Below are 13,692 nucleotides of genomic sequence, written 5' to 3' on the forward strand. Positions count from 1 at the left end.
TCTGGCAGGGGCGGCGCTACTGCCGCAAGATCCTGCGAACAGCCCGAAAAGGGCGCGCAGTGTAACGATAAATCCGGCTGTTGCTAAGTACAGGATTGCGGCATTTTACGAATGTTTTGCGACTATTCGCGTACTGGGGCTGCTTTGCAGCCCGATCGCGACACAAGGCCGCTCCTACAGGAGACCGCGCAAGGCCGGGGGACGCGACCTCTTGTAGGAGCGGCCTTGTGTCGCGATCGGGCCGCAAAGCGGCCCCTGCTTTATTTCAAGCTAAGCTTGTAGCGCTGCAACGCCGCCAAAGAGTCTGGGCAATACGGCTTGATCAGGCTCTCTTGCTCAGCCTGCTCCAGGCCAATGAACCGCGCCTCGATCACCTCTTCCGGCTGCAAGCGCAACGGCGCATCCGACACCGCCGAATACACCGCACACCACAACCGGTTGTCGGGTTGGTCGAAGTAGAACCGTTCGTGAAAGCGTAACTCGGCCCCTTCGATCCCCAGCTCCTCGGCCAGCTCACGCGCAGCCGAGTCGGCATAACCCTCCCCGGCCGTCACCATGCCACCTGCGGCTACATCCCAGTAACCCGGGTACAGCGCCTTGCTCAGGGTCCGCCGGTGCACGCACAACTCACCGGCACTGTTGAACAGCAGGATGAACGTGCAACGGCCGATCAGGCCACGCTCGCGCAACTCGGCGCGGGGCAATGCGCCCAGCACCTGGTCGGCTTCGTCTACCCAACTGACCAGTTCGCGGTCGGAAGCCGCCCGGTGGGCGGCCTCGTTTGGGCTGATGGCCATTCTCAACCCTGCGACAGCAGCTGACGCAGGTCGATGACCGCGGCGTTGGCCCGGGAAATGTAGTTGGCCATGACCAGCGAGTGGTTGGCCCACATGCCGAAGCCACTGCCGTTAAGCACCATCGGGCTCCACAGCGGCTCTTGCGAGGCTTCCAGCTCACGGATGATCTGGCGCACGCTGACCGTGGCGTTCTTCTTCGCCAGCACGTCGGCAAAGTCCACCTCGATGGCGCGCAGCAGGTGCGACAGCGCCCAGGCCTGGCCACGGGCTTCGTAGAACACGTTGTCGATCTGCAGCCATGGGGTTTCCACCAGTTCTTCATCCACCTGCGGCGCCTGGCCGGCAACCACCGACTCGGTCTTCAGCGTGGTGTTGAGCTTGACCCGGCCAACGCTGGCCGACAGGCGCTGCGACAGCGACCCCAGGCGGGTGGCTACGTCACCCAGCCAGTTGTTGAGGTTGTCGGCACGGGTGTAGAAGATCGCGCCCTTGTCACCAGCCGCCAGACGCGTCTGGTAGCGGGCCAGCGACTTGATGCCCTCTTCGAACTCCGACTCGCTCGATGGCAGGATCCAGCTCTTGTTGTCGAAGTTGAAGCGCGGCTCGGCCTTGGCCAGGTCGGCGTCTTCGGTGGACTGCGACTGCGAGCGGGCGAAGTCCTTGCGCAAGGCGCGGGACAAATCGCGCACCTGGACCAGCACGCCGTATTCCCAGCTCGGCATGTTGTCCATCCACAGCCCTGGCGGGAAGCGGTCGTTGGAAATGTAGCCGCCCGGCTTGTTCAGCAAAGTGCCGGCCACGGTCTTGAGGGTTTCGATGGTGGTGTAGCCCACCACCATCTGCTGGCCGCCGCGCTCGGCCGCAGCCTGGGCGCTCTGCTGCACCGGGAACAGCTCCGGCTCCTGGCTCCAGTACCAGCCAAGGCCGATACACACCAGCAGGTACAACCCGATCAGGGTCCCCAGGGCACGGCTCCAAAGGCCGCCAAGGTAGCTACGGGCGGCAGCGCCGCGTCCATCGACACGCTCACGGGGCTCGGCTTTGGCCTCGCGGTTTTTCCAGTCCAGCATGGCTTTGTCCTTAATCAGTCACGACGGTTAGGGGCTTTGACCACAGGCCTGCGCCAGGGTGCCACGGCAAGCCCGCGTGGCAGCACTATAAAGCAGACACCACCGTACGCATAAGCGACCAATCAGTCAGTAACTGAATATTCGTTCTGGCCGCTTTGTTGATGCAGGGCAGTCACGTATTTGCAAAGAGCTGCTAGCATAGAGCCATCATTGCCCCTGCACATCCCAACCTATAAGTAGCCAGGACATGAGCCAAGCAGTCGAGCCGAGCCCGCAGTGCCCCGCCCAACAGGTGACGCGTAGCGGCCTGCGCAAGGACGACCCGCTCGACCCGCTGCTGCTGCCCCTGCGCAGGCCGGTGTACATCCTGCTGCAGGACCATGAGCGTGCCCAGCGCCTGGCCCAGCAACTGGAGTTCTTTGGCCTGGTGGTGCAAGCGCTGCCCAGCGCTGCGGCGTTTCTCGCCTCGATCAGCGAATACCCGCCTTCGGCCATCATCATGGATGTCGACTTCACCGGTGCCGGCCAAGGCCTGCTGCTGGCCGCCCAGGTGCAGCAGGGGCTGACGCAAACTATTCCGCTGCTGTTCTTCAGCCACCACGAAGCCGACACCCCGACCCGCCTTGCCGCCGTGCGCGCCGGTGGCCAGGACTTCCTCACCGGCAGCCTGGAGGCTTCCAGCCTGCTGGAAAAGGTCGAACTGCTGACCAACGCCAGCCCGCACGACCCGCTTCGGGTGCTGATCATCGACGACTCACGTACCCAGGCGCTGCACACCGAGCGCGTGCTGACCAGCGCCGGCATGGTCACCCGCAGCCTGACCGACCCGATCCGCACCATGGCCGAGCTTGCCGACTTCCAGCCCGACCTGATCATCCTCGACCTGTACATGCCTGCCTGCACCGGCCCGGAACTGGCCAAGGTGATCCGCCACAGCGACCGCTATGTGAGCGTGCCGATCATCTACCTGTCTGCCGAGGACGACCTGGACAAGCAGCTGGATGCCATGAGCGAAGGCGGCGATGACTTCTTGACCAAGCCGTTTCGCTCACGCCACCTGATCACCACCGTGCGCAACCGCGCCGCCCGCGCCCGGCACCTGAAGGCGCGCATGGTGCGCGACAGCCTGACCGGGTTGTACAACCACACCCACATCCTGCAACTGCTGGAGGACTGCAGCTTCCGCGCCCGCCGCGAGCAGCAGCCGTTGAGCTTTGCCATGCTCGACATTGACCACTTCAAGAAAATCAACGACCGCCACGGCCACCCCATGGGCGACCGGGTGATCAAGAGCCTTGCGCTGTTCCTCAAGCAACGCTTGCGCAAGACCGACTTCATTGGCCGGTATGGGGGTGAAGAGTTCGCCATCGTCATGCCCAATACCGCGCTGGAGGCGGCGCACAAGGTGCTGGACGAGATTCGCCGGCGCTTTGCAGAGATTCTTTACCCGGCGCAGCCGCGGGATTTGCAGTGCACGTTCAGTGCCGGGGTGGTGCAGCTGGATGAGGTGCTGGATGCACTGACCATGGCCAGTGCGGCGGACGAGGCACTGTACCGGGCCAAGCATGCGGGGCGTAACTGCGTGGTGCGCGTAGAGCCCTGAGGCTTGCACTGGCTGGGCGGGCCTCTTCGCGGGCTCGCCCGCTCCCACAGGAATTTCACATACCTCCAGTCTGGAGGTAAACCTGTGGGAGCACAGGAATTTCACATACCTCGAGTCTGAAGGTAAACCTGTGGGAGCGGGCAAGCCCGCGAAGAGGCCAGTGCAGCTCACACCAATAGAGGCACTGTGCCACTTTTTTTCTGGCGCCAAGCCCCTGTCGTCATCACCCCGTCACAAAATCGCAATAACTTCAGGCGCCTACCTCTCCCCTGCGCAGGAAGTTCGCGGCTATGCGCCTGAAGTGGCTGACCAATTTCAACACCCTGTTGCTGGTAACGGTGTGTCTCGCCCTGGGCGCCACCCTGTGGTGGTCGCAGCGTGCCCTGGAGCGCCCCTACCAGATGATGGAGCGCTACCTGGGCCTGTCCCAGCAGTTCCAGAACCAGGCAGCAGGTAATATCCAGGCCTACCTGGGCAGCGGCGATGCCCTGCGCCATGCCGCCGCCATGGAGGCCAACCAGCAGCTACAGGCCACCCTGAGCGAGTGGCCCACTGAACTGGCCGGCAAACTGCGCCCCAGCCTCGACAACCTGCAGGCCTTCACTGCCAACGAGCTGCTGGCCGCCGGTAAGCTGGCCGGCGATCCGCAAGCCCTGCTGCTGCAGGCCGAGCGGGAACTGGGTGCCAACTTCGAACAACTGGCCGGCTACGCCCGCGACAGCGGCAGCGCCGATGCCAACCGCTACCTGTTGCCGTTGCTCGACGCCACCGTGCACCTCGGCCGCCTGTCGCTGGCAAGGGACAAACTGGTCAGCAGCGGCCGCCCGGAACTGGCCGACGAAGTGGAGCGTGAACTGCAACTGATCCGCACCCAGGCGCAAGCCATCGACAGCTTGCCGTTGCTGGGCGTGACCCGCGCAGCCGAATCCAGTGCCGATGACTTCGCCGCCATGATGGGCCTGGAAACCCAGGCCAGCGCCCAGCAGGAAGACATTGCGGTGGGCCTGAAGCGTGAACTGCAAAGCCTGCTCACCCGCTACCCGGCCGAATTGCAACGCACCCGCGAACAGATCGAACGCCGCGTCGCCCTCGCCGCCAGCACCCATCAGCGCCTGGAGGCGGTGCAGCAAGCCATCGCCGCGCTGGAACCCGAAGTACGGGGCGAGCATGCGAAGATCGCCGCCGAGGTGCGCATCATCCAGGGCCTGATGATTGGCTTGATCTTGCTGATCGCCCTGCTGATAGACATCTTGCAGCGGCGGCTCACCCGCACCCTCACCGGCCTGGCCCCAGCCTTGTCGCGTTGGGCCGAGGGCGACTTTGCCCAGGCCATCTCTCTGGGCAAGACCAACCGCGAACTGCATGACATTCAGGAGTCGCTCAACCGCCTGCGCCAGTACCTGGTGGAGCTGGTGGGCACCATCCGCCACAACGCCGAGCAGGTGGCTGGCAGCAGCCACGCCCTGGCCGGCATGAGCGCCGCCCTGCACGACGGCGCCGAGCGTCAGGCCGGCGATACCGGGCAGATCCGCGATGCCCTGGGCGAGCTGGAAGCGACCATCCAGCAAGTGGCGGGCGATGCCAGCGCCGCTGCCGATGCCAGCCGCGATGCCGGGCGTGCAGTGGAACAGGGCCAGGCGGTGATTGGCCAGAGCCTGTCGGGCTTGCGCGAGCTGGTCGATGAAGTGCAAGGCAACGCCCGCATGATCGAGCAACTGGCCGAAGAGTCGGCGACCATCGGCGGGGTGCTGACGGTGATCCGCTCGATTGCCGAGCAGACCAACCTGCTGGCGCTGAATGCCGCGATCGAAGCCGCCCGTGCCGGTGAAATGGGCCGTGGCTTTGCCGTGGTGGCCGATGAAGTGCGTTCGCTGGCGCAGCGCACCACGGGGGCTACCGGCGAGATTCAGGCACTGATCGACCGCTTGCAGCAAGCAGCGAAAAGTTCGGTGGCGGGGATGCGTGCGCAGCTTGAGCATGCCGAGGCCACGGCCAACCAGGCCCAGGCGGCGGATGGCGCGCTGGACGAGATTGTCTGTGCCATCCGCACCATTTCCGACACAGCGGTGCGCATTGCCGATGTCACGGCGCAGCAGAGTGGCGCGGTGAGTGAGATTCGTGACCACAGCGAGCGGATTCATGAGCTGGGTGAAGACAATTTGCAGCGCATTGGTGAGGGGCGCGAGCAAGGCGAGCAGTTGCTGGGGCTGGGTGGTGAGCTGAACCGGGCGGTGCGGGCGTTCAGGGTTTAAGGAAGGATGCGTGATACCTGTGGGAGCGGGCATGCCCGCGAACACCGGCGCAGCCGGTGCCATCCATCGCGCCGCCTGCTTCGCGGGCTTGCCCGCTCCCACAGTGATCGCGAAAGGGCCGGCACAGGCGACACATGATCCAGCGGCCATGTGTCGCCCCCGCCGCCTGCATGGCCCCAACCCGTACCAACTCCGCTATCATGCCCGGCACGTTCCACCTCGCGAGTCCGCCATGCGCCGCCTGTTTTTCCTGCTGTTCCTGCTGCTGGCCAGCCCTGCCTTCGCCACGGGCCTGCTCGACAACCGCCCCAGCGCCACCCTCGGCGCCGCTTCGCTGGCCAACAACGCCGACTTCCTGCCGGTACACGAAGCTTTCAAGCTCAGCCTGGTCCAGGCCGATGCGCAAACCCTCAAGCTGCGCTTCGTCGCCACCGAGGGCTACTACCTCTACCGCCACCGCTTCCAGTTCCGCACCGAGCCGGCCGACATTGCCCTGGGCACGCCGAACATCCCCAAGGGCGAGGCCAAGCACGATGAATTCTTTGGCGACGTCGAGGTTTACCACGGCGTGCTCGACATCGAACTGCCGCGCACCGACCCGCGCGCCTTCACCCTGCTGGTGGGCTACCAGGGCTGTGCCGACAAAGGCCTATGCTACCCACCGGAAACCGCACGCCTGAGTATCGACGGCGAAGGCGGCGCCCCCGCCCCCGCAACCGCCGAACACGGCTGGAACTGGAAATCGCTGCTGTTGTTCTTCCTCGCGGGGGTCGGCCTGACCTTTACCCCGTGCGTACTGCCGATGCTGCCGATCCTGTCTGGCGTAGTGCTGCGCGGCCAGGTGGGTGGCCTGCGCGGGCTGTCGCTGTCGTTGGCCTATGTGCTGCCGATGGCGGCCAGTTTCGCGGCACTCGGCGCGCTGATGGGCCTGTTCGGCGCTGGCCTGAACCTGCAGGCACGCCTGCAATCGGCCTGGGTACTGGTGCCGTTCGCGCTGTTTTTCGTGCTGTTCGCCCTGGCCATGTTCGGCCTGTTCGAACTGAAGCTGCCGCAGGCTCTGAGCAACCGCCTGGACAAGGTCGCCAACCGTACCAAAGGCGGGTCATTGCTGGGCGCTGCCGTGCTGGGCGTGCTGTCCAGCCTGCTGGTTTCGCCGTGTGTATCGGCACCTCTGGCCGGCGCGCTGCTGTATATCAGCGCCAGCGGCGATGCCCTGGGCGGCGCACTCAAGCTGTTTGCCCTGGGCCTGGGCATGGGCGCGCCGTTGCTGCTGGTGGCCACCGGTGGCGCGGCCTGGCTGCCGAAAAGCGGCCCGTGGATGAACACGGTGAAAAACGCCATCGGCGTACTGCTGCTGGGTCTGGCCATCGGCTTGCTCAGCCGCGTGCTGCCGGGCCCGGTGACCTTGCTGCTGGTGGGTTTCCTCGCCGCTGGCGTTGCCCTGTTCCTCGGCGCCCTGGAGTTCGTGGTCAAGACCGCACGCCAGCGCCTGGCCCAACTGCTCGGCCTGGCCTTGCTGGTGTACGCCCTGGCCTGCTGGTACGGCGCCCTGAGCGGCCAAGGCGACCCGCTTCGCCCGCTGCCCGTTGCAACACTGGCGGCCACCGGCGGCAGCCAGGCGGCACAGGCGGATGCCTGGCAGACCATCACCACCCCCACCGCACTGGACGCCGCACTGGCCCAGGCCAAGGCGGCCGGCCAGCCAGTGCTGCTGGACTGGTACGCCGACTGGTGCATCAGTTGCAAGGTGATCGAGCATGAAGTGCTCAACGCGCCGCAGGTGCAAACGCAGCTGGCCGGCTTCAAGCTGCTGCGTTTCGACATCACCGAGAGCAATGCCGAGCAACGCAAGCTGCTCGACCGGTACCAGCTGTTCGGCCCACCCGCCCTGCTGTTCTTTGCCGCGAACGGCGGCGAAATTACCGCTGATCGGGTGATTGGCGAGATAAACGCCGGTGATTTTGCGCAAATTCTGACACGCGTTCGCGGCAAAGTCGGTCTATAACTTCCCGCGTGCCAGGAAAAATCCTGTAATAGGTGACCAGATTTAATTATCTGGTCACATACTTCGCGCGAATCTCGGACATCGTGCTGGCTATTGCCGGGAACTGGACACTTGCCGTCGCTTTACGGCACACTCGCCGCGCTGTGTCGAATTGCCCTACAAATCCAAGGAATCCGCAGATGGCAACGCTACTGGTGCTCCACGGCCCAAACCTCAACCTGCTCGGTACTCGCGAGCCAGGCCATTACGGCGCCGTGACCCTGGCCCAGATCAACCAGGACCTGGAGCAACGTGCCCGCGCCGCGGGCCACCATCTGCAGTACCTTCAGAGCAACGCCGAATACGAACTGATCGACCGCATTCACGCGGCACGCAACGAGGGTGTGGACTTCATCCTGATCAATCCGGCTGCTTTCACCCACACAAGCGTCGCATTACGTGACGCATTGCTTGCGGTGAGCATCCCATTCATCGAAGTGCACCTGTCCAACGTGCACAAACGCGAACCGTTCCGTCACCACTCCTACTTTTCCGATGTTGCCGTAGGGGTGATCTGCGGCCTGGGCGCCAGCGGTTATCGCCTGGCCCTGGAGTCCGCGCTGGAACAACTGGCTGCCAACGCACAGCCCAAATGATGAAAACCCTGGCCTAAGTGGGCCGGGGTTCGATAGAAACGTATCGATACGTTTTTTTGTATTTCGCCCCCTGACCGAACCTTTGGGAGTTGATGATTAATGGATATCCGTAAAGTCAAGAAACTGATCGAGCTGCTGGAAGAGTCTGGCATCGACGAACTGGAGATCAAGGAAGGCGAAGAGTCGGTCCGTATCAGCCGTCACAGCAAGACCCCAGCTGCCCAACAGTTCTACGCACCTGCGCCGATGGCTGCCGCACCTGTTGCTGCACCGGTTGCCGCTGCTGCCCCGGCTGCCGAAGCTGCTGCCCCAGCTCTGAAAGGCACCGTGATCCGTTCGCCAATGGTCGGTACTTTCTACCGCAAGCCTTCGCCGACCTCGCCGAACTTCGCTGAAGTTGGCCAGTCCGTGAAGAAAGGCGACACCCTGTGCATCGTCGAAGCCATGAAGATGATGAACCACATCGAAGCCGATGTTGGCGGTGTCATCGACGCCATTCTGGTAGAAGACGGCCAGCCGGTTGAGTTCGACCAGCCGCTGTTCACCGTCGTTTGATTCGCGGAGAGCCAACGATGTCTGGGAAGCTGGAAAAAGTCCTGATCGCCAACCGCGGGGAAATTGCCCTGCGGATCCTGCGTGCCTGCAAAGAGCTGGGCATCAAGACCGTCGCCGTGCACTCCACGGCCGACCGCGAACTGATGCACCTGGGCCTGGCAGACGAGTCGGTCTGCATTGGTCCTGCTTCGTCCAAAGATTCCTACCTGCACATCCCGGCGATCATCGCTGCGGCCGAAGTGACAGGCGCTACCGCCATTCACCCGGGTTACGGGTTCCTGGCAGAAAACGCTGACTTCGCCGAGCAGGTGGAAAAGTCCGGCTTTGCCTTCATCGGCCCGAAAGCCGATACCATTCGCCTGATGGGCGACAAGGTTTCGGCCAAGCACGCGATGATCAAGTCGGGCGTACCGACCGTCCCGGGCTCTGACGGCCCGCTGCCGGAAGACGAAGAAGTCGCCCTGGCGATTGCACGTGACGTCGGATACCCGGTGATCATCAAGGCCGCCGGTGGCGGTGGTGGTCGCGGCATGCGTGTGGTGCACAAGGAAGAGGACCTGATTTCCTCGGCCAAGCTCACCCGTACCGAAGCCGGTGCTGCCTTCGGCAACCCGATGGTCTACCTGGAGAAGTTCCTGACCAACCCACGTCACGTGGAAGTGCAGGTACTGTCCGACGGCCAGGGCAACGCCATCCACCTGGGCGACCGTGACTGCTCGCTGCAGCGCCGTCACCAGAAGGTACTGGAAGAAGCACCAGCCCCGGGCATCGACGAGAAGGCCCGTCAGGAAGTGTTCAAGCGTTGCGTCGATGCGTGCGTCGAAATTGGCTACCGCGGTGCGGGTACTTTCGAGTTCCTGTACGAAAACGGCCGTTTCTACTTCATCGAGATGAACACCCGTGTGCAGGTTGAGCACCCGGTGTCGGAGATGGTTACCGGTATCGACATCGTCAAGGAGATGCTGAGCATCGCCGCTGGCAACAAGCTGTCGTTCCGCCAGGAAGACGTGGTGATCCGTGGCCACTCGCTGGAATGCCGGATCAACGCCGAAGACCCGCGCAAGTTCATCCCGAGCCCAGGCAAGGTCAAGCACTTCCACGCCCCGGGTGGCAATGGCGTTCGCGTCGATTCGCACCTGTACAGCGGTTATTCGGTTCCGCCGAACTACGACTCGCTGATCGGCAAGCTGATCACCTACGGCAAGGACCGCGACGAAGCCATGGCGCGCATGCGCAATGCCCTGGACGAGATCGTCGTCGACGGCATCAAGACCAACATCCCGCTGCACCGCGACCTGGTGCGTGATGAAGGTTTCTGCAAAGGCGGCGTCAACATTCACTACCTCGAGCACAAACTGGCCAACCAGGACTGATCGAGTAGTGTGATGTACCAGAACCCCGGCCCAGTGCCGGGGTTTTTTATTGCCTGCCTGAACTTGGGGCCGCTTTGCGGCCCTTTCGCGACACAAGGCCGCTCCCACAAGGTTGCGCAAGACTTCGAGGGCAGCGCTGTACCTGTGGGAGCGGCCTTGCGTCGCGAAAGGGCTGCAAAGCAGCCCCAATGGCCCTACCCCTTCATCCTCGGCATCTCGATGCGGTGTTCATGCACGCGTCGATACAGCGTCGCCCGCGATATCCCCAACGCCCGCGCCGCATCGGCCGGTTTCCAGCGATGGCGGATCAGCGCATCCAGCAATAACTGCCGGGCCGGGCAAGACACACCGCTTTCAGCAGAAACAACCGCATCACCGCGCACCTCTTGCGGCAAGTCCTGCAACTGCACCTGCCCGCCTTCACTCACCGCACAGGCATAACGCAACACCTGCCGCAGTTGGCGCAGGTTCCCCGGCCAGCGGTAAAGCAGCAGCGACTGCAACGCAGCATCCGCCAACACCACCTCGACCGCACACGCTTGCGCCTCCTCGGCCAACAGCTGGTGAATCAGCCCCAGCCGGTCCTCGCGCTCACGCAGCGGCGGCAGCTCGAACCGGGCATTGGCCAGGCGGAAATACAGGTCCTCACGGAAACGCCCATCCTTCACCATCGTTGCCAGGTCGCGGTGGGTGGCGCAGATCACCTGAATATCCACCCGCTCGCGTCGTGCCGCACCCAGCGGCGCCACTTCGCCTTCGGCCAGCACGCGCAGCAGGCGGGTTTGCAGGTTCAGCGGCATGTCGCCGATTTCGTCAAGGAACAGGGTGCCGCCATCGGCCTGCTGCAACAGGCCCTGCATGCCTTTGCTGGAAGCCCCGGTGAAGGCCCCTGCCACATACCCAAACAGTTCGCTCTCGATCAGGTTTTCCGGGATGGCGGCGCAGTTCAGCGTGACGAATGGGCCGCTGCGGCGCTGGCTCTGCTGGTGCAGCTGGCGGGCGAACACTTCTTTGCCGGCCCCGGTTTCGCCCTGTACCAGCACCGCCAGGTTGCAGTCCTTGACCCGGGTGGCCAGGCGCAAATGCTGCTCGATGCGGGCGTCCTGCGCCTGCTGCACGGGCTGCGCACGCAGGCGTTGCTGCGGGGCGCTGACCCGGCCATACAGCCCACCCAGGCCCGGCAGGCGCTGGGCGGACGACGTGTTGACGCGCCGCAGCTGGCCCATGTCGAACAGTTCGCCAATGTGCTCGGGCAAGCGCCCGAGGTGCTGCACCAGCCGTTGCCGCGCGAGGCTGTTGATGGCCTGCAAGCGGCCATCAGCATCCCAGGCCAGCAGGTAGTCAGGCTGGCTTTCCACATAACCCGGTGTGCCATGGGCGCGCATCACCCAGTGGCCCTGGGCACTGTGCATGAAGAAGGCGTTTTCGATTTCACGGGCAGTCTGCTCGACCAACTGGCGGATCAGGTGCTGGCTGCGGCGGTCGTCCGGTGACTGCAACGCCGAGACATCCACCACCCCCAGCAACTCGCCCTGCGGGTCGAACACCGGCGCCGCGGTGCAGGTCAGGCCGATGAAGGCTGCGCGGAAGTGGTCGCGCTTGTGCACCGTGACCGGGGCCTTGCTGGTCAGCACCGCCGCCACACCGCAGGTGCCCTCCTCGCCCTCCGACCAGCAGGTACCCAGGTACAGCCCGGCCTTGCGGCAGTCATTGCGGATGGCGGACTCGACCCGGTAATCGATGGTGCGCCCCTGGGCGTCGGTCAGCAGCACGCAGTAGTCGGCGCCGCGCACCCGTTCGTGCAGGCGTGCCACGGCATCGCTGGCGATGCGCAGGAACAGCTCGGCGCGTTCGCGGCATTCGTTGAGCAGGCTTTGGGACAGGATGCGCGGCCCCTGCTGGGACCCGGGGTCGAGACGGTACAGCTCCATGGAACGGCGCCATGAATCGAGGATCAGCGGTGGCACCGGTGCCTGGGGCAGGCGGTCGGCATTCTTCAGCACCCGGCTGACGCAGTCGACATGGGCTCGGGAGTTCGCGGCAAGCATTCAGGCCCTCCGGTTCTCGTTGCTGTTTTTATCGTTGTCCGGCCATTAAGCGCTTCCACGCATGCCCCGACAAGCACTGTGTGATTACTGGCCGGCCTGAGACGCTGCGTCTCAGCGTCTCGCCAACCCTGGCCCCGCGCTGGCACCCGGCGTCTCGCCAGAGCCGCCAAGGGCACATGCCAGAGCACAGCCAAACCGCTCTGGCGCGGCCACTTGAGCCTCGCCATGAAAAGCTGGCACCGCACTTGCTCCTCCCCTTGCAAACAAAAATACGAGGTGCGCCATGCCGCTACCCGCCCCCACCGTCGGGATCATTGCCAACCCTGCCTCCGGCCGCGACCTGCGCCGCCTGACCGCCAATGCCGGGCTCTATTCGAGCACCGACAAGGCCTCGGCGATCCAGCGCCTGCTGGCGGCCTTCGGTGCCACTGGCATCGGCCAGGTGCTGCTGCCCAGCGACATGACCGGCATAGCCGCCGCCGTGCTCAAGGCCAGCCAGGGCCCCGGCGCCCGTGACCAGCACTGGCCCGCCATCGAAATACTCGACCTGCCGCTGACCCAGACCGTTGCCGATACCCGCCTGGCTACCCGGCGCATGGTCGAGCGTGGCGTGGCGATGATCGCCGTGCTCGGTGGCGACGGCACCCACAAGGCAGTCGCTGCCGAGGCCGGTGACGTACCACTGCTGACGCTGTCCACCGGCACCAACAATGCCTTCCCCGAATTGCGCGAAGCCACCAGTGCGGGCCTGGCCGGCGGCCTGCTCGCCAGCGGCCGGGTACCTGCCAGCATCGGCCTGCGCCGCAACAAGCGCTTGCTGGTGAAAGTACCCGAGCAACAGCTTGCCGAATGGGCCCTGGTGGAAGTGGCGGTATCGCCCCAGCGCTTCATCGGTGCCCGTGCGCTCAGCCGCAGCGAAGACGTAAGCGAAGTCTTTGCCTGCTTCGCCGAGCCCCATGCCATTGGCCTGTCAGCCCTGTGCGGGCTGTGGTGCCCGGTGTCGCGCCAGGACCCACACGGCGCCTGGGTACGCCTGAACCCCGCTGCCGAACAGGCGCTGCTCGCACCGCTGGCGCCCGGCCTGTTGCAAGGCTGTGGCATCACCGCCAGCGGCCCGCTGACGCCCGGCGTCGCCCACCGCCTGAGCCTGGCCAGCGGCACCCTGGCCCTGGACGGCGAGCGCGAAATCGAATTCGCCGAGCACGACACGCCCACCATCACCCTCGACCACCAAGGCCCGCTGAGCGTGGACGTCGAGGCCGTACTGGCGCATGCCGCCCGCCATCACCTGCTGGCCGTGCCGCGCGGCCACCGGCTGCACCCTGCAAACCCGCGTTGAGACAACCCTGGAGAA

Annotated in this window: 10 protein-coding genes; 7 read left to right on the top strand and 3 right to left on the bottom strand. The window is 64.7% G+C overall.

Annotated elements, in window-relative coordinates; translation table 11 throughout:
• Positions 1–260: 260 nt before the first annotated feature.
• Both AK81_RS11850 and AK81_RS11855 read right to left on the bottom strand, forming a co-directional pair.
• Positions 261–797 (bottom strand): NUDIX hydrolase, encoded by a 537-nt coding sequence (locus AK81_RS11850; protein ID WP_043199291.1) that lies wholly within the window; start codon positions 795–797, stop codon positions 261–263.
• A 2-nt stretch (positions 798–799) separates the two neighbouring features.
• Positions 800–1,867 (bottom strand): DUF2333 family protein, encoded by a 1,068-nt coding sequence (locus tag AK81_RS11855; protein ID WP_043199292.1) that lies wholly within the window; start codon positions 1,865–1,867, stop codon positions 800–802.
• 247 nt (positions 1,868–2,114) lie between these two features.
• Here AK81_RS11855 and AK81_RS11860 point away from each other — a divergent pair, with 247 nt between their 5' ends.
• From AK81_RS11860 to accC, 6 genes are all read left to right on the top strand, one after another.
• Positions 2,115–3,470, top strand: a complete 1,356-nt coding sequence (locus AK81_RS11860) for a diguanylate cyclase (protein WP_043199293.1) — start codon at positions 2,115–2,117, stop codon at positions 3,468–3,470.
• Between the two features lie 506 nt (positions 3,471–3,976).
• Positions 3,977–5,722, top strand: coding sequence for a methyl-accepting chemotaxis protein (locus AK81_RS11865; RefSeq protein WP_430298128.1), 1,746 nt, complete (start codon positions 3,977–3,979; stop codon positions 5,720–5,722).
• 232 nt (positions 5,723–5,954) lie between these two features.
• Positions 5,955–7,727 (top strand): protein-disulfide reductase DsbD, encoded by a 1,773-nt coding sequence (locus tag AK81_RS11870; RefSeq protein ID WP_043199295.1) that lies wholly within the window; start codon positions 5,955–5,957, stop codon positions 7,725–7,727.
• Positions 7,728–7,906: 179 nt separating this feature from the next.
• On the top strand, positions 7,907–8,362 hold the full coding sequence (gene aroQ, locus AK81_RS11875; RefSeq protein WP_003255330.1) for a type II 3-dehydroquinate dehydratase: 456 nt from the start codon (positions 7,907–7,909) through the stop codon (positions 8,360–8,362).
• 99 nt (positions 8,363–8,461) lie between these two features.
• Positions 8,462–8,917 (top strand): acetyl-CoA carboxylase biotin carboxyl carrier protein, encoded by a 456-nt coding sequence (gene accB, locus AK81_RS11880; protein ID WP_043199297.1) that lies wholly within the window; start codon positions 8,462–8,464, stop codon positions 8,915–8,917.
• A 17-nt stretch (positions 8,918–8,934) separates the two neighbouring features.
• A complete protein-coding gene (gene accC / locus AK81_RS11885; protein ID WP_043199300.1) occupies positions 8,935–10,290 on the top strand; it encodes an acetyl-CoA carboxylase biotin carboxylase subunit in 1,356 nt (451 codons plus the stop codon).
• 194 nt (positions 10,291–10,484) lie between these two features.
• Here the strand turns inward: accC and AK81_RS11890 are convergent, their stop codons facing one another.
• On the bottom strand, positions 10,485–12,338 hold the full coding sequence (locus AK81_RS11890) for a sigma-54-dependent Fis family transcriptional regulator (RefSeq protein ID WP_043199302.1): 1,854 nt from the start codon (positions 12,336–12,338) through the stop codon (positions 10,485–10,487).
• Between the two features lie 283 nt (positions 12,339–12,621).
• Between AK81_RS11890 and AK81_RS11895 the strand changes: the two genes are divergently transcribed.
• Entirely contained in the window at positions 12,622–13,677 is a 1,056-nt protein-coding gene (locus AK81_RS11895; protein ID WP_043199303.1) for an ATP-NAD kinase family protein, read from the top strand.
• Positions 13,678–13,692: the final 15 nt, after the last annotated feature.

Source organism: Pseudomonas putida W15Oct28, from assembly GCF_000708715.2.
In the GTDB taxonomy this organism is placed as follows: domain Bacteria; phylum Pseudomonadota; class Gammaproteobacteria; order Pseudomonadales; family Pseudomonadaceae; genus Aquipseudomonas; species Aquipseudomonas putida_R.